The organism is Enterocloster clostridioformis (assembly GCF_020297485.1).
GTDB classification, from domain to species: Bacteria; Bacillota; Clostridia; order Lachnospirales; family Lachnospiraceae; genus Enterocloster; species Enterocloster clostridioformis.
The window spans coordinates 458,938-482,706 of the sequence record NZ_JAIWZC010000001.1; the positions used below are offsets into that span (position 1 = coordinate 458,938).

Annotated in this window: 16 protein-coding genes; 15 read left to right on the forward strand and 1 reads right to left on the reverse strand. The window is 53.0% G+C overall.

Going from position 1 to position 23,769, the window contains the following annotated elements; genetic code table 11:
* The first annotated feature begins 151 nt into the window (after nt 1-151).
* The 4 genes from LA360_RS02080 (at nt 152) to LA360_RS02095 (ending at nt 5,127) form a co-directional block, all read left to right on the forward strand.
* The gene (locus LA360_RS02080) at nt 152-1,816 is read left to right on the forward strand and encodes a SulP family inorganic anion transporter (protein WP_022202491.1); all 1,665 of its coding nucleotides are present in this window, start codon (nt 152-154) and stop codon (nt 1,814-1,816) included.
* A 109-nt stretch (nt 1,817-1,925) separates the two neighbouring features.
* A complete protein-coding gene (locus tag LA360_RS02085; RefSeq protein WP_022202490.1) occupies nt 1,926-2,921 on the forward strand; it encodes a dipeptidase in 996 nt (331 codons plus the stop codon).
* A gap of 104 nt (nt 2,922-3,025) precedes the next feature.
* Entirely contained in the window at nt 3,026-3,703 is a 678-nt protein-coding gene (locus LA360_RS02090; RefSeq protein ID WP_002583448.1) for a response regulator transcription factor, read from the forward strand.
* Between the two features lie 26 nt (nt 3,704-3,729).
* Nucleotides 3,730-5,127 (forward strand): sensor histidine kinase, encoded by a 1,398-nt coding sequence (locus tag LA360_RS02095; protein WP_022202489.1) that lies wholly within the window; start codon nt 3,730-3,732, stop codon nt 5,125-5,127.
* Between the two features lie 242 nt (nt 5,128-5,369).
* On the opposite strand, the gene LA360_RS02100 is transcribed toward LA360_RS02095, so the two are convergent.
* On the reverse strand, nt 5,370-6,626 hold the full coding sequence (locus tag LA360_RS02100) for an IS110 family RNA-guided transposase (protein ID WP_057572861.1): 1,257 nt from the start codon (nt 6,624-6,626) through the stop codon (nt 5,370-5,372).
* A gap of 311 nt (nt 6,627-6,937) precedes the next feature.
* On the opposite strand from LA360_RS02100, the gene LA360_RS02105 reads away from it, so the two are divergent.
* From LA360_RS02105 to LA360_RS02155, 11 genes are all read left to right on the forward strand, one after another.
* Complete coding sequence (locus tag LA360_RS02105; protein WP_057572573.1) at nt 6,938-8,005, forward strand: ABC transporter substrate-binding protein; 1,068 nt, start codon at nt 6,938-6,940, stop codon at nt 8,003-8,005.
* A 227-nt stretch (nt 8,006-8,232) separates the two neighbouring features.
* Nucleotides 8,233-9,168 (forward strand): ABC transporter permease, encoded by a 936-nt coding sequence (locus tag LA360_RS02110; protein ID WP_022200733.1) that lies wholly within the window; start codon nt 8,233-8,235, stop codon nt 9,166-9,168.
* Nucleotides 9,168-9,965 (forward strand): ABC transporter ATP-binding protein, encoded by a 798-nt coding sequence (locus tag LA360_RS02115; RefSeq protein WP_022200732.1) that lies wholly within the window; start codon nt 9,168-9,170, stop codon nt 9,963-9,965. Before LA360_RS02110 ends, LA360_RS02115 begins: the two co-directional genes overlap by 1 nt.
* A gap of 165 nt (nt 9,966-10,130) precedes the next feature.
* Entirely contained in the window at nt 10,131-11,753 is a 1,623-nt protein-coding gene (locus LA360_RS02120; RefSeq protein WP_057572572.1) for a C40 family peptidase, read from the forward strand.
* A 154-nt stretch (nt 11,754-11,907) separates the two neighbouring features.
* Nucleotides 11,908-12,684: a ClpP family protease gene (locus tag LA360_RS02125; protein ID WP_022201897.1), complete on the forward strand. Its 777-nt coding sequence runs from the start codon at nt 11,908-11,910 to the stop codon at nt 12,682-12,684.
* Nucleotides 12,685-12,844: 160 nt separating this feature from the next.
* Entirely contained in the window at nt 12,845-15,826 is a 2,982-nt protein-coding gene (locus LA360_RS02130; protein WP_022201898.1) for a DNA translocase FtsK, read from the forward strand.
* A 175-nt stretch (nt 15,827-16,001) separates the two neighbouring features.
* Nucleotides 16,002-17,672, forward strand: a complete 1,671-nt coding sequence (locus LA360_RS02135) for a formate--tetrahydrofolate ligase (protein WP_022201899.1) — start codon at nt 16,002-16,004, stop codon at nt 17,670-17,672.
* A gap of 97 nt (nt 17,673-17,769) precedes the next feature.
* Nucleotides 17,770-19,305: a UDP-N-acetylmuramoyl-L-alanyl-D-glutamate--2,6-diaminopimelate ligase gene (locus LA360_RS02140; protein ID WP_022201900.1), complete on the forward strand. Its 1,536-nt coding sequence runs from the start codon at nt 17,770-17,772 to the stop codon at nt 19,303-19,305.
* On the forward strand, nt 19,286-20,722 hold the full coding sequence (locus LA360_RS02145) for a UDP-N-acetylmuramoyl-tripeptide--D-alanyl-D-alanine ligase (protein WP_022201901.1): 1,437 nt from the start codon (nt 19,286-19,288) through the stop codon (nt 20,720-20,722). Before LA360_RS02140 ends, LA360_RS02145 begins: the two co-directional genes overlap by 20 nt.
* Nucleotides 20,723-20,828: 106 nt before the next feature.
* Complete coding sequence (locus tag LA360_RS02150; protein ID WP_022201902.1) at nt 20,829-22,235, forward strand: APC family permease; 1,407 nt, start codon at nt 20,829-20,831, stop codon at nt 22,233-22,235.
* Nucleotides 22,236-22,307: 72 nt separating this feature from the next.
* Complete coding sequence (locus LA360_RS02155) at nt 22,308-23,633, forward strand: M18 family aminopeptidase (protein WP_002583436.1); 1,326 nt, start codon at nt 22,308-22,310, stop codon at nt 23,631-23,633.
* The last annotated feature ends 136 nt before the right edge of the window (nt 23,634-23,769 follow it).

A 23,769-nucleotide genomic window follows, 5' to 3' on the forward strand; every position in this document is an offset into this window, starting at 1 on the left:
TACCTGAACAGACAACCGCCGGATCTGACACGGGCGGCTGTTTTTTTGTATTATATTGGAAACATGGCGGAAAACAATTGATATGAAGCCATCCTTTCGCTATAGTAAAAAAGTATTAACATTTTATAAACACGAAAAGGATAAAGTTGAGATGAAAACGCTTATACCCCAGCTGTTTCTGTCCATGAAACAGTACACAAAGGAACAATTCACAAAGGACGTGGTATCGGGAATCATTGTGGCCATCATAGCCCTGCCCCTGTCCATAGCCCTGGCCCTGGCCTCCGGGGTCACACCGGAACAGGGACTTTATACGGCCATCATAGCCGGGTTCGTCATTTCCTTCTTAGGCGGCAGCAAGGTGCAGATAGCAGGCCCCACTGCAGCCTTTGCCACCATTGTGGCGGGAATCGTCATAAAGAACGGAATGGAGGGACTGGCCACAGCCACCGTCCTGGCCGGCCTCATTCTTGTCATCATGGGCTTTCTGCGCCTGGGCAGCCTGATCCGGTTCATTCCCTATACCATTACAACCGGCTTTACAACCGGTATCGCGGTGACTATTTTCATCGGCCAGATTAAGGATTTCCTGGGGCTCACCTTCATGGAAGCGCCGGTGGAAACCATGGAGAAGCTGGGGCAGGTTATCTCCTGCATAAATACCCTGAATCTTCAGGCCTTGGCGGTGGGAGCCGTGTCACTGGCCATTCTAATTCTGTGGCCCGGATTCTTTAAAAAGGTGCCCCCGTCTTTAATTGCCGTTGTGGCGGCAGCGGTGCTGGTAAAGGCTCTGGATCTGAAGGTCAATACCATAGGGGATTTGTATACCATATCCTCCGGCCTTCCCGCATTCCGCCTGCCGTCCATCAGCTTCAGCATGGTGCAGAGGGTGATGCCGGACGCCATTACCATAGCCGTGCTGGCTGCCATTGAGTCCCTGCTTTCCTGTGTGGTGGCTGACGGCATGATAGGCGGAAAGCACAACTCCAACATGGAGCTGGTGGCCCAGGGAGTGGGAAACGCGGCATCAGCGCTTTTCGGAGGCATTCCGGCCACAGGCGCCATCGCAAGGACGGCTGCCAACATAAAGAACGGCGGGCGCAGCCCGGTGGCAGGTATGGTCCATGCAGCGGTGCTTCTTCTGATCCTGGTATTCCTCATGCCGTATGCCGCCCTGATTCCCATGCCCGCCATAGCCGCCATCCTGTTTATGGTAGCTTATAATATGAGTGAGTGGCGGTCCTTTGCGGATGTGGTGAGGACAGCGCCCAAAAGCGACACGGCAGTGCTGGTGCTGACCTTTTTCCTCACAGTTGTGTTCGACCTGGTCATGGCAATCGGCGTGGGACTGGCCCTGGCCTGTCTGCTGTTCATGAAGCGCATGGCGGATGTGTCTGATATTTACGGATGGAAATATGCAGAGGATTACGAGGAGAGCACGGACGGGGAGCGCATTGACTTAAAACCAGTGCCCAGGCAGGTCATGGTGTTTGAGGTGAACGGTCCCATGTTCTTTGGCGCGGCGGACAAGATTGGACAGATTCCCCTGGATTCGGACAAGAAGGTGCTGATTCTGCGGATGAGAAGCGTTCCCGCCATGGACGCAACCGCCCTCAACAGCCTTAAGAAGCTGAACGCAAGGTGCCGCAAGGCCCGCATCACCATGATTCTTTCCCATGTAAACGAACAGCCCCTTTCTGTGATGGAGAAGGCAGGATTTGACAAGGAGATAGGCAGGGAAAACATAGCGCCCCGCATCGACGACGCAATCTGCCGTGCAGGAGAAATTCTCTCCGGGGCAAATCCTGTCGATTGACAGAAACAGGCAATCAGTATAGACTGGAACATAGTACTGAGTGACAGAATAATTTCGGTTATCCGGGAATAAATTGGGAATACCAGAGAACAGGAAAGAGGACAGGGATATGAAGGTTGTGGATATGCACTGTGATACCATTGCGGAAATTTTTAAGGACCATGAGAGGGGAGGCAGGCAGTCCATCCTTGAGAACCGGCTGATGCTGGATTTGAGGAAGATGCAGGCAGGGGATTACGGACTGCAGAATTTTGCCCTGTATGTCAATCTGGAACAGGCCAAGGGAAGACCCTTTGAATTCTGTATGGAACTTCTGGACACCTTTTATCAGGAGATGGAGGCCCATGAGGATATCATAGGAATCGTCAGAACCTACGACGATATCCGCAGAAACTGGGAGCAGGGCAGGATGTCGGCCCTTCTCACGGTGGAGGAGGGCGGGACCTGCCAGGGAAAAACAGCGTTCCTGCGGGATTTGTACCGGCTGGGAGTGCGCATGATGACCCTGACCTGGAACTTTCCCAACGAGCTGGCATTTCCCAATGCCAGGATTGAAGAGGCGGACGGTACCTTCAGGATGGCGCCGGATACGGAGCATGGGCTTACGGATACCGGGATTGCTTTTGTGAAGGAAATGGAGCGCCTGGGAATGATAATCGATATTTCCCATCTGAATGACGCAGGCATATGGGATGTGTTCCGGTATACCAGAAAACCTTTTGTGGCCAGCCATTCCAACGCAAGGGCCATGGCCTCCCATCCAAGGAACCTGACAGATGATATGATACGCGCCCTGGCAGAGAGGGGCGGCGTTATGGGCATCAATTACTGCACGGCCTTCCTTCGGGATTTCGGACCGGGGGAAGAGCAGTTAAGCCGCATATCCGACATGGTGGAGCACATGAAGCATATTCGGAAAATCGGCGGCATCGGCTGTATCGGGCTGGGCTCTGACTTCGACGGAATCAGCGGAAACCTGGAGATGGGGGATGCGGGAAAGCTGCCTATGCTGGCGGACGCCATGGAACGGGAAGGCTTTACCGCCTCGGAGATAGAGGCTGTATTCTGTAAAAATGTGCTGCGGGTGTATAAGGACATCCTGTAAGGGGAAAAACTTTACACAGATTTTACATTCCCATGAGGCGGATTTTACTTCTGTTTGGTATGCTGTTTACATAGGCGTATGCCGGGAAAGGCGGTAGTTGGAAAATGGAGCGGATTTATATTATAGAAGATGATGAAAACATCAGGAATCTGTTAAAAATTGCACTGGAGGGCTTTGGGTATGCGGCGGAAGGGTTTGAGACCGCAGAGGAAGGCCTGGCCAGGATGCGGGAGGAAAAGCCGGACCTGGTAATTTTTGACTGGATGCTTCCGGGGATGGACGGGACAGAGGCCATCAAGGAGGTAAGGAATACGGAGCAGTTAAAATATGTGCCCATCATGCTCCTGACTGCCAAGGAAAAGGAGCTTGACAAGGTGGTTGGGCTGGACTGCGGGGCAGACGATTATATGGTAAAGCCCTTTGGGGTGCTGGAGCTGTCGGCCCGTATCCGCAGCCTGCTTCGCAGGACCAAACGGGAGGAGAACCGGGATGTGCTGTCCTATCAGGATATCCAGGTCAACCGCAAGACCAGGGAGGTTTCAAGCGGCGGCCGGCTGGTGGAGCTTACACTGAAGGAATTTGAACTGCTGGTTTATCTGCTGGAGAACCAGTCCAGGGTGGTGACCAGGGATGAACTGCTCAACCGTATCTGGGGATATGAGTACGATGGAGAGACCAGAACCCTCGATATGCACATCCGTACCCTTCGCCAGAAGCTGGGAGAAGAGGGCGGTGCCTGTATTAAGACGGTTCGGGGCGTGGGCTACCGTATGGTGAGATAACATGACAGGAAACCAAGGAGGAAGGTATGCGTAAGGCATTATTGGAACGATTTATCCTGGTACTTTTGGCGGCGCTGTGTATCAACAGCGTCATCTTTTATATTGCCAGCAGCAAAATGATGTTAAAAAATTCCAAAAATGACATGACCTACACCATCAGGGCCGTGGACAGCATCCTGGATTATGACAGGGACTTAATGGAGCAGATGGAGCGCCTGGAGGCGTTTACGGACCGGGATTCCAGCAGGGTGACCCTCATAAATTCGGACGGTACCGTTGTGACGGATTCGGACGCGGACGCGGAGTATCTGGACAACCATCTGGGACGTGAGGAGGTACGGGCGGCTGTGGAGCACGGGGAGGGGTATGCCAGGCGTTATTCCAAAACACTGGGCAAGACCATGCTCTATGTGGCCTGCCGATCGGATTATTCGGATATGGTGCTCCGTCTGGCAGTACCCTATTCCGGCATACAGGAATACCTTCCCATGCTGTTTCCGGCAGCCATCTTAAGCTTCCTTATGGCTATGGCCTGCTCCGTGGTGACTACCAGACGTTTTGTGTCATCGGTCACCAGACCTCTGCGCCACATCTCAAAAGCCGTGATGAAGGTAAAAGGGGATTACACGGAGCTCCAGTTTGAAAGCTGCCAGTATCCTGAAATCAACGTCATCGCCGAGACTATCATGAATATGTCAAAGGATGTAAAGGAATACTTAAGCCAGATAGAAAAGGAAAAGCAGATACGCCAGGAATTCTTCAGCAACGCCTCCCATGAGCTTAAAACCCCCATCACCTCCATCCAGGGCTACGCGGAGCTGCTGGAGAGCGGCATGATTCAGGATGACGGCATGAAACTGGATTTCGCGAGAAGAATCAAGAAGGAGGCCGCCGGAATGACCGGGCTTATCAATGACATTCTGATGATATCCCGCCTGGAGTCCATGGATGCCGAGGTGATGTTCTCTGATGTGAGAATCAGCGTGCTTCTCCAGGAAATCATGGACAGCTTAAAGCCTCTGGCAGCCTCCTGCCAGGTGTTTCTCCATGTGGATGTGAAGCCGTTATGCATCCGGGCAAACCTGCAGCAGATGAAGGAGCTGTTTACCAATCTGGCCACCAATGCCATTAAGTACAACCGGCCCGGAGGCCAGGTGTGGATCACGGTGGGGGAACAGGGGGATGACATGCTGGTAAGAGTAAAGGACAACGGCGTGGGAATCCCGAAGGAGAGCCTGGACCGCATTTTCGAGCGGTTCTACCGGGTGGATAAGGGACGCAGCCGCAAACAGGGCGGTACGGGGCTGGGGCTGTCCATTGTGAAACACATCGTGAACTTTTACCATGGAACCATCCATGTGACCTCCGAACTGGACAAAGGTACGGAGTTTACGGTCACTATTCCTCTTGACATGCATAAATAATAACGGAAATAACTGCAAAAAACAGCGATTTTTCACTTTATTACTTTAAAATCACAGAAATTTAAAGTAATAAAATTGACGGCGCAATTTTTTTGTAGTATGATAGGAAAAGTCCTGATAGGGGACGAATTCTTAAGTGGAAAGAGGAGATAGTAGGTTGAAAGAAAAAATCAAAAAAAATCGTAACTTAACAAGAGCACCAGTAAACTGCCGCCCCAAAGGATCCTATGGAATAAAGGGTATCAGGCCATAGCAGGAGGAGTAATCATATAGCCTCGTTTCTCTAAACGTTTGATGGCATTTCTGTCATACTGTTCCTGAAATTTCCGGTACATTTCTTCAGGAATAGCGGAATAATCCGTATCGGCAGGATTAAATACCTCCTGCTTTTGGAACATGTGGTAAATGCAAGTCAACACCATGCGTGCAATGGCAATGATTGCCCGTTTATGACCACGACGTTTTTTTATACGGTCATATTTGTATCTGAAGTAAGGGTTTTTACTCTTGATGGCAGCATTTGCACACTGAACCAGCAGAGGCTTTAAGTACACCCCGGCTCTTGAAACATGGACGCTCTTCTTTTTACCGGCACTTTCGTTATTTTCAGGAGCCAGCCCAGCCCAGGAGCACAAACGTTTTGAGGATTTGAATACCGCCATATCCACCCCGATTTCAGCAATGATAAAGGTGGCAGACTGCTCTGTAATTCCAGGAATTGTAGTAGCCAATTCGATAAATTTATGGTAAGGTTTAGCCAGGTCGGAAATCGTTTCTTCGAGAGTGGAGACGCACTCATTGATTTCATCGAAATGCTTTCTGCAGACCTTAATCTTAACGGATTGGTCACGGCGCAGTTCATAACCGATTATGGAGGTTACAACATCATCTGCCTTGTCCTTTGCTTTTTTAAGAAGCAGGGATTTACAGTATTCGGGGTCAAATACCTCACAGGTCAGGATATAGTCAACGATGGCGGTCGCTGATTTTCCAAAGGTATCTGAGAGGACGGATGCAAGGGCAATGTTGGAAACCGTAAGAGCATTCTGTAACCGGTTTTTCTCACTGCTGCGGTGGCCAATCAGTTTCTGCCGGTATCGGAACAATTCCCGAAGCATGCGAATTTCCTTACAGGGGATATAACTGGAAGGAACAATATCAAATTTAAACAGATCCGCAATCCAGGCGGAGTCTTTGTCATCGGTTTTCTGTCCTTTGATAGCCCTGACATACTTGGGGTTAGCAACGACAACGTGACAGGAATCCTCCAGGATATTAAAAATTGGAATCCAGTATTTACCAGTGGATTCGAGGCAGATCTCAGTGCAATTGAAAGAAAGAAGCCATTTTTTCAAAGAATTAAGATCGGAATTGAAGGTGGCGAACCGCTTTTTAACATAAGAAGTAACGCCCCTGTAGTCTGTCAGAGCAATGGTAGCGACAACAAATTTCTTGTGAACGTCCATGCCACAGCAGACAAAGTGTTTGATAGATAACATAAAACAGCCCTCCTAAGTAAAATAGACAGACATTGACTGGCTGTCCAGCAAAGAAAGACCTAAGGAATTGCTTTGACAATGATTAGGTTACGAGCTCAAGGCGTCACTGGTTTGTGCTTGAGAAGACAGCCGACACATGTTTTTATGCGGACTTGATCCCAAATGGAGGAACCGATTCTACTTCCTCCTCCGTGCTCTGTAGTGTATCTGTCTGAGGAGAGTTTAACATCAAAAATAAAATAGTGGAAGCACAAACTTGCTATTTCATAACTGTTTTGTGCCTAAGCGAAGCGAAAGGAATGAGAGTTTTTATGAAAAAGATATCAAAAATCATGTCCCTGGTTTTAGCCGGCGTCATGGTTCTGTCCATGACTGCCTGCGGAGGCAATACGGCTGAAACCACGGCAGCTGCCACCGAGGCACAGAAGGAGACCGCGGCTGATACGGCTGCAAAGGCGGAAGAGACAACTGAGGGAGAGACCTCAGAGGGTGAGACTGCCGCGAAGGCAGAGGGAACCACCTATAAGATTGGCGTACTCCAGCTGGTGCAGCACACCGCTCTGGACGCTGCCAATGACGGTTTCATCGCTGCCTTAGACGACGCTGGAATCGTTTACGAGGTTGACCAGCAGAATGCTTCCGGCGACCAGTCTGCATGTCAGACAGTGGCATCCAAGTTCGCCAACGAGAAGAAGGATTTGATTCTGGCCATCGCCACTCCGGCTGCGCAGGCCATGGTGGGCGCGGTGGAGGATACGCCTGTCCTGATTACCGCAGTGACAGACCCGGCTGAATCCGGTCTGGTTAACACCAATGAAAAGCCGGGAGCAAATGTTACAGGAACCTCTGATCTGACTCCTGTGAAGGAGCAGATTGACCTGCTTAAGCAGCTGGTTCCGGATGCCAGGACCGTTGGCGTGCTGTACTGCTCCGCGGAGTCCAACTCCAAGATTCAGGCGGACATGGCCAAGGAAGCCATTGCGGCGGCAGGCATGCAGAGCAAGGAATATACGGTTTCCAGCTCCAATGAGATCCAGACCGTGGTACAGTCCATGGTAGGCGCGGTGGATGCGGTGTATGCTCCTACGGACAATGTAATCGCGGCAGGTATGGCCACAGTCGGAATGGTGGCAGGAGACAACAAGCTGCCGGTTATCTGCGGAGAGGCAGGCATGGTACAGAACGGCGGACTGGCTACATACGGAATTGATTATTACCAGCTGGGATACATGACCGGCCAGCAGGCTGTGAAAATCCTCACCGAGGGAGCGTCACCGGCCGATATGCCGATTGAGTACCTGCCGGCTGAGAAGTGCGAGCTGACAGTGAACGAGGAGACAGCCCAGACTCTTGGGATTGATGTATCCGGAGCAAGATAAACAGTCGGGCGGCTCAGATGATACAGGCGGTGCTGCGGGGCAGAGACGGTAAAAACCGCTTTGGCCCGCAGCACCCTCTTTTCAGTCATTGGGTAAATTGGCATCCGGCAAAGAGGGTAGATGGTTTGCTCAAGCCGTAAGGCTTCCGGGAACGGCGGTTTGGGCAAGCTATTTACATAATCAAATGATACAAAGGGACAGAGACAGGAACGGAGGTAAGTATAGATATGAATTTGGCGAATCTGATGCAGGGCATGGGCCCCAATCTGTTAGATGCAGTGGGACAGGGCGTGCTCTGGGGAATCATGGTGCTGGGGGTGTACATCACCTTCAAGCTCCTGGACATTGCTGATTTGACTGTGGACGGAAGCTTTGCCCTGGGGGGCTGCGTCTGTGCCACGCTGATTGTGGACAGGGGAATGAATCCGGTGGCGGCTCTGGCCATAGCCACCCTGGCGGGAATGGCGGCCGGTTTTGTGACAGGCATCCTTCACACAGTATTTGAGATACCGTCCATACTGGCCGGAATTCTGACCCAGATATCCCTGTGGTCAATCAACCTGTGGATTATGGGAGGAAGCAGCAACATACCCCTTCTCAAGTCCAAGACCATTGTGACCATGGTTTCTTCCTCCACCGGCTTTAACCAGGCCCAGGCGTCCCAGGTCATAGGAATCGCGGCGGCCATACTTATGGTGGCTGTGATGTATTGGTTCTTCGGAACGGAGATAGGAAGCGCCCTGAGGGCAACGGGAAATAATGAGGATATGATACGCGCCCTGGGGGTTAACACCAAGTGGACCAAGCTGCTGGCCCTGATGCTCAGCAATGGTCTGGTGGGCATGTCAGGCGCCCTGGTATGCCAGGGCCAGAAATACGCGGATATCCAGATGGGCACCGGAGCCATTGTCATTGGCCTGGCAGCCATAGTCATCGGGGAAGTGCTCTTTGGCTGGTTTTGCAACTTTGCCCTTAAGCTGTCGGCTGCGGTCATTGGTTCCGTGATTTACTTTGTCATCCGGGCCTTTGTCATCAAGATGGGCATGAATCCAAACTACATGAAGCTTTTATCCGCCATTGTGGTTACCCTGGCTCTCTGCATTCCGGTGGCTGCCAATAAGTGGAGGACCTACAAGGAATACTCGGAAGGAGGGAATGCATAATGCTGATTTTGACCAATGTGCGCAAGACATTCAACAAAGGCACCATCAATGAGAAGAAGGCGTTAAACGGCATTGACCTGACCCTGAACGACGGGGATTTTGTGACGGTTATCGGAGGAAACGGCGCGGGCAAGTCCACCATGCTCAACATGATAGCCGGGGTGTATCCCATTGATTCCGGAAAGATCGAGATTGACGGAGTGAATATATCCAGGCAGCCGGAATACAAGCGGGCCAAATACATTGGCCGGGTGTTCCAGGATCCCATGAAGGGAACGGCAGCCGGCATGGAAATACAGGAAAACATGGCACTGGCCTTCAGAAGGGGACAGAGAAGAGGGCTGGGCTGGGGGATCAGGGCCAATGAGAAGGACTATTACCACGACCTGCTGACCAGACTGGGACTGGGACTCCAGAACCGCATGAGCAGTAAGGTGGGACTGCTCTCAGGCGGACAGAGACAGGCGCTTACCCTTCTCATGGCAACGCTGCAGAAGCCGAAGCTTCTCCTGCTGGACGAGCACACGGCGGCCCTGGATCCCCAGACGGCCAGAAAGGTGCTGGACCTGACAAATGAGATGGTGACGGAACAGAATCTCACAGCCCTCATGGTGACCCATAACATGAAGGACGCCATCCAGATAGGAAACCGGCTTATCATGATGAATGACGGCCGTATTATCTATGACGTGTCCGGCAGTGAAAAACAGAACCTGACCGTAGATGACCTTCTGGCCAAGTTTGCGGAGGCCAGCGGAGGGCAGTTTGCCAATGACCGCATGCTGCTCTCAAAGTAATCCATATCAGCCGCTGACATTGCCGGTTTCCGGGGCATTTCATGTAAATACTTCGGGGACCGGCAAAATTTAAGAAATTTTTCACATTTTCGAGTCTGTTTTTATGATATACTTTACGCTATATGAGCTTTTATGGCGAAAAATGAGTTGGAGATTATAATAATCATGCTTGAACATAAGGATTATCTATCGAGCCTGAACAAGGCCAGAAAAAAACGGAATCAACGGCTGGACCCCAGATACCTTGTGCTCCTGCTGGCTGTCATCGCGGCAGTGGGAATCATCGTGCTGGGAGTAAAGGCAGTTAAGAAGCCGGTATCCGGCAAGGCAGCCGGACCGGCACCCACGGGACAGGTGCGAAACGCCACCCCGGCCCAGGCGGATCCGGCCAGTGTTTCTCCGGAGAAGGAAGCGGCCCTGAAGGAAGCCCAGGAGATTGACAATGTAATCAGCTCCTACAGCAATCTGGGAATCGTGCAGGTGTCCGGCTACCTCAACATAAGGGAGACTCCCAGCACCGACGGCAAGATCATAGGTAAGCTGTCAGGGGACGGAGCCTGTGAGATTCTGGCAACAGAAGGGGACTGGTCCCACATCACTTCCGGCGGAGTGGAGGGCTACATCAGCAACCAGTATCTTCTGACCGGAGATGAAGCCAGGGAAAAGGCAAAGGAGCTTGTCAAACTGCGCGCCACGGTGACGGCTGACAATCTGAACATCCGCCAGGCACCTGCCCTGGACCCGGGAAATGTCATCGGACAGGCCTTAAAGGGAGAGCGCTACGTGGTCAAGGGATTGGAGGACGGCTGGATTCAGATTGAGGAGGGATATATTTCCTCTGAATATGCCGAGGTGGCCTATTCCCTGAACGAAGGACGTAAAATGGACATGAAGGCCATGGCCATCAACCAGTATGACAATCTGGTCATATCCAAGGTGAACAACTACCTGAATGTGCGCCAGGAGCCAAAGTCAGACGGCAAGATTATCGGAAAGATGACCAGCAAGGCGGCAGGCGAGATCCTGGAGACCCTGGACGGCTGGTATAAAATTAAGTCAGGCCCCATCATCGGTTATATCTCAGCAGACCCCCAGTACACGGCCACAGGCCAGGAGGCAAGGGATATAGCCATGCAGAACGCCACTCTTAAGGCGGTTATCAACACAGACGTGCTGAATGTGCGCACGGAGCCCAACACGGACGCCAAGATTTGGACCCAGATTGTAAAGGACGAGCGTTATCCGGTTGTGGCGCAGTTAGACGGCTGGGTGGAGATTGACCTGGATTCTGTGGATGAAGAGGACACAAGCAAGGTGGATAAGGCGTTTATTTCCACCAGGGACAACAACGTGGAGGTGCGCTACGCACTGAACGAGGCCATCAAGTTCTCACCTGCCGAGGCGGCGGCCAACAATGCGGCGTCCAGGCGTTCCAAGGTGGTGAATTACGCCCTTCAGTATGTGGGCAACCCGTATGTATGGGGAGGAACCAGCCTGACAAAGGGCGTGGACTGTTCCGGATTTACCATGCAGGTCATGAGACAGTTCGGCGTATCCCTGCCTCATTATTCCGGCTCCCAGGCCAAGATGGGCAAGGCGGTGACCTCAGGCAACATGCGCCCGGGCGATTTGATATTCTATGCGGGCAGCGGCGGCCAGGTAAACCATGTAGCCATCTACATCGGCAACGGCCAGGTAGTCCATGCAGCCAGCCGTAAGAGCGGTATCAAGATTTCCACCTGGAATTACAGGTCGCCTGTGGCTATCAGAAATGTATTGGGCGACTAGATCAAAAATATTGTATTTTATTCAGAAAGCCGGTCAGCAGTCTCTGCTGGCCGGCAGTTTTTGTGTAAAACTCTGTGAAAGGCAGCGCATATTTTATGGTTCGCGGTACAGACTATCCTTAATTGATGAATGTTCACGAAAGGGTGGTCTGATTATGGGACAAGGAAAAAAAAACAGGAAAAAAAGAGACAATCAGGTGGAAAACGGAAACGGACAGGTACGCCAGCAGGACGATGAGGCTAAGAAGCTTGAGAAGGAAATAGAGGAGAAGGAAGACAATAAGCTGGAGGAGTATGGCCAGGTCATTTTGGAGGACAACCGCAAACAGAGGAAAATCCATCTCATCACCATCATTGGGGAGGTGGAGGGACACGAGAATTCCTCGGGAAGCAGCAAGACTACGAAATACGACCATATACTGCCGAAGCTGGCCGAAATAGAGGACGACGACAGTGTGGACGGACTTCTGGTGCTGCTCAACACGTCCGGAGGGGACGTGGACGCGGGTCTTGCCATTGCGGAAATGATTGCGTCCCTCAGCCTTCCCACCGTATCCCTGGTATTGGGCGGAAGCCATTCCATCGGGGTTCCCCTGGCCGTGTCCACCAATTATTCCTTTATCGTGCCGTCAGGCACCATGATGATTCATCCGGTGCGGATGACAGGGATGGTCATAGGTACGTCCCAGACCTACGAGTATTTTGAGATGATACAGGACCGCATACTGACGTTTGTATCAAATCATGCCGATATTGCCTATGACCAGCTGAGGGAGCTGATGCATAATACAAAGATGCTCACCAGGGACCTGGGCACTGTCCTGGTGGGGACCCAGGCCGTGGAGGCAGGGCTCATCAACCAGGTGGGGGGCATCAAGGAAGCGCTGGGAAAGCTCTATGCCATGATTGATGAGCGGGAACGCAGGCGGTAGATTCCGTCTTAAGATTCCGTCTTTTGGAACAATCCACTTGAATTTTAACCTCAAATATAGCATAATATAAGTTAACTGTATAAATGAGACAGCCTGCTGTGGGAATGGGAGGCTGATACGGTATGATAACTTGCAAGAGAATGACAGGAGGCTGTATCAAGTGGCTGAAACAACGAAACGACAGCAGAGTGGGAACAGAAAACCGGGAAGGCCAAAGGGAAGCACGTCCAAGAAGACAGGCACTTCCTCCAAGAGCCGGAGGACAACTGGGAAAAAGGCCTATGAACAGGATAATACGGAATTTATGAGAGCAGAAGTGGTCATCATCTGCTCTTTTGCTGTTGCCATTCTTTTATTTCTGAGCAATTTCAAGCTGTGCGGCGTGGTGGGCGATGTGCTGCGGGGGGTACAGCTGGGGATATTTGGAATAGTGGGATATATATTTCCTATTCTGATATTCGTGGGTACCTGTTTTCATCTGTCCAACCAGGGAAACATTCATGCCGCCATGAAGCTGGCAGCCGTGGCCGGGGCTGTGATTACGGTATGCGGGCTGCTGCAGCTGGCTTTCGGTACGGTTCCGGCCGGCGCCAAGTGGATGGAGTATTATAAGCAGTCCACCCTGACCGGTACGGGCGGCGGATGGCTGGGGGGCGTCCTTACCTCCTTCCTTACCATCGGATTGGGGAAGCCCGGAACCTTTCTGGTTCTGGTTGTCCTGTTCATCATCTGTATGGTATGTATCACGGAGCGTTCCTTTGTGTCCGCTGTGAAGCGGGGAGGGGACAAGGCCTATCAGTATGCCAGGGAAGATATGGACCGCCGCAGGGAGCTGCATGCCATACGGGAGGAGGAACGCAGACGCATTCGAGAGGAACAGAGAGTGCGGGGCGTTAACCTGAATGCAACCAGGCTGATGACGCCTGAGGATGAGGAGTACGACGAGGAGGCATTTGACCGCGAGTTTGGAGCGGATCTGGAAGAAATGCCGGATATGCCTGATACATATGGGGAGGACTGGGGACCGGCCCAGACAGCCGGCGCAAAGGAAGTCCTGCCGCCGGATGAGTTTGTGGGCAGGTTTGACCCGCCTCTGGAGTCTGAAGGGGATGACGGGGATTCCTATGACACGGATGAGCTGGGAGCGCTGGCCAGATCCATAGAGGGCCACAGCCGTACCGGACACCGGAGTGAAGCTCCTGTGGTCACCGGCATCCGGGTGGAGGACGAGTATGGGACACACGACGGGGATGATTATGACACCATCCATGTGAAAAAGGATTTAAAGACCCTGGAGGAGATGGAGTTTGATGTCAGGTCCGCCGGGGACGGGGATGCCATATCTTCTGAAGGCGCCGGCGTTTATGGGTCAGGACGGCCCGAAGCCCCGGGCCGTGAGACGGAAGTTTCTGAAGCAGGAATTCGCGAAGCGGGAATTCCTGAAGCGGATGGCCGGGAAACAGATATCTACGAGACAGACAGGTCGGAGCAGGGTATCAATTATGACAGCGTATTTGTGCCGGAGGAGCCCAAGCGGGTGGTTACGGCATCAGGCAAGGTCATAGAGACCGAGACAGAACTTCTCCAGAAGAAGATTGAGAAGAAGCGGGAGGAGGCCAAACAGCCGGATACCAATATGGCCGTGGCCCAGGAAATTAAGGAAAAGGAAGAGGCGGTAAAGAAGGAATATGTGTTCCCGCCCACCACTCTGCTTAAGAGGGGGGCTAAGAATGCCGGTTCCTTCTCAGGGGATGAGTATAAGGCCACGGCCATTAAGCTGCAGCAGACCCTCCATAACTTTGGGGTAGGGGTGACGGTTACAAATATCAGCTGCGGCCCTGCCGTGACCCGGTATGAGCTTTTGCCGGAACAGGGCGTGAAGGTCAGCAAGATAGTGGGACTGACCGATGACATCAAGCTGAGCCTGGCTGCGGCGGATATCCGCATCGAAGCGCCCATTCCCGGTAAGTCGGCGGTGGGAATCGAGGTGCCCAACAAAGAGAATAATATGGTATACCTGAGGGATTTGCTGGAGGCGGAGTCATTTAAGAACCACAAGTCACGTCTGGCCTTTGCCGTGGGCAAGGATATCGGCGGCCAGGTGGTGGTGACGGATATCGGAAAGATGCCCCATCTGCTCATTGCGGGCGCCACCGGTTCCGGTAAGTCGGTGTGTATCAACACCCTGATTATGAGCATCATTTTCAAGTCCAAACCAGAGGACGTGAAGATGATTATGGTGGACCCCAAGGTGGTGGAGCTCAGTGTCTATAATGGAATTCCCCATCTGCTCATCCCTGTGGTGACAGATCCCAAGAAGGCTTCCGGAGCTCTTAACTGGGCTGTGGCCGAGATGACGGACCGCTATAAGAAGTTCGCGGAGTGCAATGTCAGGGATTTAAAGGGCTACAATGAAAGAGTTGAAAAAATTAAGGACGTTGAGGATGACAAGAAGCCGGCAAAGATGCCTCAGATTGTCATTATCATCGACGAGCTGGCAGACCTTATGATGGTGGCTCCGGGAGAGGTGGAGGACGCCATCTGCCGCCTGGCCCAGCTGGCCCGTGCGGCGGGAATCCATCTGGTCATTGCCACCCAGAGGCCGTCGGTCAATGTCATCACAGGACTGATTAAGGCCAATGTGCCGTCCAGGATTGCCTTTGCCGTGTCATCAGGTGTGGATTCCAGGACCATCATTGATATGAACGGGGCTGAGAAGCTGCTGGGAAAGGGCGACATGCTCTTTTATCCGGCAGGATTCCCCAAACCCCAGCGCGTGCAGGGCGCCTTTGTGTCCGATGAGGAAGTGGGCCGCGTGGTGGAGTTTTTGACAGAACAGGGCATGGTGGCGGAATATAATCCGGAAGTGGAAAGCCGTGTCTCATCCCCGTCCGCGGACGGAGGCGGCGGGGCTTCTGAGCGGGATGAATACTTTGTCCAGGCAGGCAGATTTATTATTGAAAAGGAAAAGGCATCCATCGGAATGCTCCAGAGAATGTTTAAGATTGGCTTCAACCGGGCTGCCCGTATTATGGACCAGCTGGCGGAAGCGGGGGTAGTGGGCGAGGAAGAAGGTACCAAGCCCAGAAAAGTGCTTATGAGCATGGAAGAATTCGAGGAACTGCTGGAGCAGGGGGATTAAACCTGGTTCCCGGGAACGCGGTGCAGGTGAACCGGACCGGGGAAACAGGAATGTATGGGGAAACAAGAGCAGCGGCTGCCGGCATGGGCGGCAGCGGCCGGTGCTTTTGAATAAAACGTTGGCGGACCTGCGGGGCAGAAAGCCGCAAAGCGTAATATAAGAGGAGGAACAAATCATGAAATCAGATATTGAGATTGCACAGGAGGCCGTGATGCGGCCCATCAAGGAAGTGGCTGCTGCTTATGGAATCGGGGAGGATGACCTGGAGCTTTACGGTAAGTATAAAGCAAAGCTGACAGACGAACTCTGGGAGCAGGTAAAGGACCGTCCCGACGGAAAACTGGTGCTGGTAACAGCCATTAACCCGACACCGGCAGGAGAAGGAAAGACCACTACCACGGTTGGTCTGGGCGAGGCATTCGGAAAGATGGGCAAAAAGGCCATCATAGCACTCAGGGAGCCGTCCCTGGGCCCCTGCTTTGGGGTTAAGGGCGGAGCAGCCGGCGGCGGTTATGCCCAGGTTGTGCCCATGGAGGATTTAAACCTGCACTTTACAGGTGATTTCCATGCCATCACATCCGCCAATAACCTGTTGGCAGCGCTCTTAGACAACCATATCCAGCAGGGAAACGCCCTGGGTATTGACCCAAGGCAGATCCAGTGGAAGCGCTGCGTGGACATGAATGACCGCGTCCTGCGCAACATCGTGGTAGGCCTGGGCGCAAAGGGAGACGGTATGGTCAGGGAGGACCACTTTGTCATTACAGTGGCATCCGAAATCATGGCGATCCTGTGCCTGGCAGACAACATGGAGGACTTAAAGAACCGTCTGGGCAAGATTATCGTGGCCTATAATTTTGCGGGAGAGCCGGTGACCGCTGAGCAGCTCCATGCGGTAGGCTCCATGGCAGCCCTTCTGAAGGATGCCTTAAAGCCCAACCTGATTCAGACCCTGGAGCACACAGGCGCTCTGGTACACGGCGGCCCGTTTGCCAACATTGCCCATGGATGCAACAGCGTAAGGGCCACTAAGACAGCCCTGAAGCTGGCTGACGTGGTGGTGACAGAGGCCGGCTTCGGCGCTGACCTGGGAGCTGAGAAGTTCCTTGACATCAAGTGCCGCAAGGCGGGACTGAAGCCGGACGCAGTGGTTCTGGTGGCTACGGTAAGGGCCCTTAAGTACAACGGCGGAGTGCCGAAGGACCAGCTGTCAGCCGAGAATCCGGAAGCCCTTGAGAAGGGCATTGTCAATCTGGAGAAGCACATTGAGAACCTCCAGAAGTTCGGCGTACCCGTGGTGGTTACACTCAATTCCTTCATATCGGACACCGAAGCGGAATATGCTTATATCAGGAAGTTCTGCGAGGACAGGGGCTGTGAATTCGCTCTGTCCGAGGTGTGGGCAAAGGGCGGCGAGGGCGGCATTGCCCTGGCTGAAAAGATAATGGATACACTGGAGAACAAGCCAACCCAGTACCATGTGCTCTATCCGGATGAGATGAGCCTTAAGGATAAGATTAACACCATTGCCAGAGAGATTTACGGGGCAGACGGCGCATCCTTTGCACCGGCCGCTGCCAAGGCATTAAAGCGCATTGAGGATATGGGCTTTGGAAACCTGCCGGTGTGTATGGCCAAGACCCAGTATTCACTGTCGGATGACCAGACCAAGTTAGGAAGGCCCTCCGGCTTTACCATCAATGTAAGAGACGCCTATGTATCGGCGGGCGCAGGCTTCGTGGTGGCGCTTACAGGTTCCATCATGACCATGCCGGGGCTTCCCAAGAAACCGGCGGCAGACAGCATTGATGTGGACGGGAACGGTAAGATTACCGGACTCTTCTAAGAAATGGGCCTGGCCCGGCGCATCCAGGAAAGGAGCGCCGGGCCAGGATATATTTAGGCATAATATGAGATGCACGAAAAAGAAATGAGGTATTCAGATGATACTTAGAACCTGGTTAAATGAGCTGGATTATGAACTTGTCAGGGGAAGCCTGGATGCGGAGGTCACAGAGGTGGTCTATGACTCCAGAAAGGCAGTGCCCGGCGCTGTGTTTGTGTGTATGGCGGGGACCCGCGTGGATTCCCACTGTTTTGTTCCCGATGTGCTGCGCGCAGGCGTCCGCGTGCTTGTGACGGAGCGGGACGTTGAGGAGGAGCTGGCTGCCTCAGGACTTACGGAGGATGAGATGGGCCGGGTGACAATACTTAAAACAGCGGAGGGCAGGAAAAGCCTGGCTCTTCTCTCGGCAGCCAGGTTCGGCTATCCTGCGACAGGAATGATCACCATTGGCGTCACGGGAACAAAGGGAAAAACCACCACCACCCATATGATAAAAGCCATTCTTGAGGCGGCGGGAAAAAAGGTGGGGATGATAGGCACCACAGGCACGGTGATCAATGGCCAGGTGACCCCAACCATGAATACCACGCCGGAATCCTATGAACTGCACCAGTCCTTCGCGAAAATGGCGGAGGCAGGCTGCCAGTATATGATTATGGAGGTGTCGTCCCAGGGAATCAAGATGCACCGGGTGGACGGCATCTCCTTTGACTACGGCATTTTTACCAATATATCCCCGGACCACATAGGACCGGATGAGCACGCTGATTTTGCGGAATATCTTTACTGCAAATCGCGCCTTTTGAATATGTGCAGGATAGGGCTGGTGAACTTAAATGACGGGCATTTTAAAGAAATCGTGAAGGATGCGTCCTGCAGGCTCTATACGTACCGCGTAAAGGAAGACAGGGAGACGAAAGCTGACTTTGAGGCGTCCAATATCCGGTATGTGTCCCGGCCGGACTTTGTGGGCACAGAGTTTGACGTCGCAGGAAAACTGGACATGGACGTCCGCCTGGGAATCCCCGGCCTGTTTAACGTGGACAATGCCCTGGCAGCCCTGTGCGTATGCTCCTTTCTGGGACTTCCAAAAGAGAGGATTGTCCACGCCCTGGAGCACATACGTGTCAATGGACGCATGGAAATCGTCCACACCTCATCCAGGTGCACGGTCCTGGTGGACTATGCCCATAACGCGGTGAGCATGGAGAGCCTTCTTACCACTCTGCGCCAGTATCATCCCAAACGCCTGGTGGTTGTATTTGGATGCGGCGGAAACCGTTCCAAGGACAGACGCTACACCATGGGCGAAATCGGAGGAAGACTGGCCGATCTGAGCATCATCACGGCAGACAACTCCAGGTATGAAAAGGTGGAGGACATCATGGCGGATATCCGGGGAAGTATCGAGAAAACAGGCGGGGCCTTCCTTGAGATTCCTGACAGAAGGGACGCAATCCGCCACAGTATCCTTCACGCCAAGCCGGGGGATATGATAGCTGTCATCGGCAAAGGACACGAGGATTATCAGGAAATCAACGGTGTGCGCCATCACTTCCTGGACAGGGAAGTCATTGAAGAAACCATAAAAGAGTTGGGAGACGAGATACAGTATGACAGGAATAACGGTTAAGGAACTGCTTGAGGCGACAGGAGGAAACCTTCTGCTGGGGCAGGAGGATCAGCATGCGGGACACATCAGCCTGGATTCCAGAAAAATGGAGGGGGATGACCTGTTTGTACCCATTGTGGGTGAACGGGTGGACGCCCACCGCTTTCTCTGCCAGGCAATTGCCAGCGGGGCCGCGGCAGTATTTACCAGTGAACATCACTGCTGGGAGGATGTTAAAGCCTCTGTCCGGCAACAGTGCGGGGGAAACAGGGAGCAGGAGAAGAAAGCCCTTGGGGCCGCGTGGATTGAGGTGCCTGACACGAAAAAGGCCCTTCAGGACCTGGGAAGCTTTTGCAGGAAACGCCTTACCCTGCCGCTGGTGGGAATCACGGGAAGCGTGGGAAAGACCACTACCAGGGAAATGATAGCGGAGGCCCTGAGCGCCGGATTCCTGGTGTATAAGACTCCGGGCAACAGCAACAGCCAGGTGGGAGTGCCCATTACCATAGCGGAGATCCCGCAGTCTGCTGAGATTGGCGTCATTGAGCTGGGAATGAGCGAACCGGGAGAGATGGAGCGCATTGCCAGGGTTGCCAGGGTGGACTGTGCCGTCATGACCAACATAGGGGTGGCCCACATTGAACAGCTGGGCTCCCAGGAACACATTCTGGAGGAGAAGCTGCATATCCAGGACGGGATGCCGGCAGAGGGCATATTATTCTTAAACGGCGACGATCCCCTTCTGGCCTCAGTGGTTCCGAAGGAGGGCAGAAAGAGGGTACTCTACGGACTGGGCCGGGACTGTGACTACAGGGCGGAGGATCTGCACCTGGAAGAAGGCTATCCCGTGTTCACGGCGGTTCACGGGGACAGAAGCGTCCGGGTGCGTCTCCAGGTTATGGGAAGCCACATGGTGAGCAATGCCATGGCAGCCCTGGCAGTGGCGGATACATACGGGCTTTCCATGGAGAAGGCGGCTCTTGCCCTGGGACAGTTTAAGGGCTATAAGGGACGCCAGCAGATATTTCAGTGGGGCGGCGTCACTGTCATTGACGACAGCTACAATGCCAGCCCGGTGTCCATGAAGGCCGGACTGGAGGTGCTGGCCAGCGTGAAGGGAGAAGGACGAAGGATTGCGGTCTTAGCCGATATGAAGGAGCTGGGCCTGGAAGCCGTCAGGTTCCATGAGGAAATCGGCGCCTACATAGGAGAACATCCCCTGGACATGGTCCTTTTGCTTGGAGAGCTGGCATCCTGCATTGGCAGCGGAATGGATGCAGCCCGCGCAGTGACGCCCCATATTGAAATGGACCGTTTGGCCCAGGTAGAAGAGTGGCTGGATGAGCACATTAAGGAGGGCGACTGCATTCTTTTTAAAGGGTCCAACAGCATGAAGCTGTCCGAGGCAGTGAGGCATCTGAAGGAAGCCAGGGCATGATTCTATCTGGATGCTCATATCTTTCCCTCATTTTGGAAAGAATGTATGGTATGGACAGAAATGTCACAGACAGTACATTCTGAATGAGATAAGGAGAAACATTGTGATGCAGCAGAAAGATGATAAGAAGATTCTCTGGCATACCCTGGCTTTCATGGCCTTTTCAACAGTCTGGGGATTTGGGAATGTGATAAACGGATTCTCGGAGTACGGCGGATTAAAGGCCATTGTATCCTGGATTCTTATATTTGCCATTTATTTTGTGCCCTATGCACTGATGGTGGGAGAGCTGGGCTCCACCTTCAAGCATGCCGGAGGCGGTGTCAGCTCCTGGATTCGTGAGACCATAGGGCCTAAGATGGCTTACTACGCGGGCTGGACCTACTGGGTGGTCCATATGCCCTATATCTCCCAAAAACCAAATTCCACTGTAATTGCAGCCAGCTGGGCCCTGTTTCAGGACAAGAGGGCCAGCGGCATGAATACCACGGTGATGCAGATTCTGTGCCTGGTCATTTTCCTGTTTGCCATGTACCTGTCCGGCAAGGGTATAGGGGTGTTAAAGAGGCTTGCCACGCTGGCAGGTTCCGCCATGTTCATTATGTCCATGCTGTTCATTGCCATGATGGTGGCTGCTCCGGCCCTGACAGACGGTGCCTTCTTAGCCGTTGACTGGTCCCCCTCATCCTTCATACCGGACTTTAACGCCAACTTTTTCCTGAGCCTTTCCATCCTGGTTTTCGCGGTGGGAGGATGTGAGAAGATTTCCCCCTATGTAAATAAGATGAAGGATCCTTCCGGGGATTTTGCAAAGGGCATGGTGGCCCTGGCAGCCATGGTGGCTGTGACCGCCATCCTGGGCACCATTGCCCTGGGCATGATGTTTGATTCCAACCATATTCCCCAGGACCTGATGACCAACGGCGCCTACTACGCGTTCCAGAAGCTGGGCGAATATTATCATGTGGGGAATTTTTTCGTGGTGGTATACGCGCTGACCAATCTGATTGGACAGTTTTCCGTTATGGTCCTGTCCGTGGACGCGCCCCTCAGGATGCTCTTAGACAGCGCGGATTCCCGTTTCATTCCCAGCAGGATGTTTGAGAAAAATGAACATGGCACCTATGTGAACGGACACCGGCTGGTGACTCTCATTGTCTGCGTACTGATTGTGGTCCCTGCCTTTGGCATCAGGAACGTGGACGTTCTGGTGCGCTGGCTGGTCAAGGTAAACTCGGTGTGCATGCCCCTGCGTTATCTGTGGGTCTTTGTGGCATATATTGCCTTAAAACGGGCCGGGAATGCGTTCTGCGGCGAGTACAGGTTTGTGAAGGGGAAAGCAGCAGGTATCCTGGTGGGCGGCTGGTGTTTTGCATTCACGGCCTTCGCTTGCCTGACAGGCATTTACTCAGATGACCCCTTCCAGCTGGCTCTGAATATCGTAACTCCCTTTGTGCTGGTAGGACTTGGGTTCATTATGCCATGGATGGCAGCAAAGGAGAAAAAAAGTTAAACATCCCGCATTGCCGCGGAGGTGTGTTTATGGTACAGTAGAGGAGAAATAAAGAGACAAAGGAGATGTCATATGAATATAGACAGAGAAGACTGTTTAAGCACAGCCAAAGAACTCATCAGTTTTCTTGAAAAAAGCCCCACCTGCTTTCACGCGGTACAGTCCATTGCGGACTGTCTTGAGGAGGCGGGCTTCACACAGCTTCATGAGGGCGAGAAATGGGAGCTCACAGAGGGCGGTTCCTACTTTGTGACCAGGAACGGTTCATCCATCGTGTCCTTTAAGGTGCCGGGAAAAGCATTTTCCAGTTTCCAGATTATGGCCAGCCACAGCGATTCTCCTTCTTTTAAAATCAAGGAAAATCCTGAGATGGAGGCAGAAAATCACTATGTAAAGCTGAACGTGGAGAAATACGGCGGTATGCTGTGCGCTCCCTGGTTTGACCGTCCCCTTTCCGTGGCGGGCCGTCTGGCTGTGAAGGAGGGAAACCGCATTGCCACAAAGCTGGTAAAGGTGGACCGGGACCTGCTTATGATACCAAACCTGGCCATTCATTTTAACCGCGAGGTCAATGACGGATATAAGTATAATGCCCAGGTGGACATGCTGCCCTTATACGGCGGAGCGGACGCAAAGGGAACCTTCATGGAAACTGTTGCTGAGAGCGCAGGGGTTAAAAGGGAGGATATCCTGGGACACGATCTCTATCTCTACAACCGTGTGCCGGGAAGCATCTGGGGGGCCAGCGGGGAGTTCCTGTCCTGCGGCCGTTTAGACGATTTACAGTGCGCGTTTTCCACCTTGAAGGGATTTCTGGAGGGCGGCCATCCGGACTGTGTGAGCGTTCACGCGGTATTTGACAATGAAGAGATAGGCAGCCTGACCAAGCAGGGGGCTGACTCCACCTTCCTGGAGGATGTGCTGAGACGGATTAACAGCGCCATGGGAAGGAGCGGGGAGGAGTACCTGATGGCCATTGCCTCCAGCTTCATGGTTTCCGCTGACAATGCCCACGCAGCCCACCCCAACCATGGAGACAAATCAGACCCCGTAAACCGTCCCTACATGAATGAGGGAATCGTCATCAAATACAGCACAAAGTACGCCACGGACGGACTTTCAGCCGCCGTGTTCAGGGCGGTGTGCCAGGAAGAGGGAATACCCTGCCAGGCATTTACCAACCGTTCCGACAAGGCAGGGGGGTCCACTCTGGGCAATATTTCCAACAGCCATGTGGCTCTGAATACAGTGGACATCGGACTGCCCCAGCTATCCATGCACTCCCCGTACGAGACAGCGGGAATCAAGGATACCTGCTATCTGATTCGGGCCGCAAAGAGGTTCTACAGCACCTCCATGAGGGCCATGGGTTCCGGGAGCTACGAAATGCGGCAATAAATATGCGGCAATAACTATGCGCAACAGATATGCGGCAACAGATACCCAGCCATAGCCCTGAGAGGAAGAAAGGCCTCCGGGAATCATGGCTGGGTATTTGCTGGAACGATGAGAATTTGCTGGAACGATGAGAATT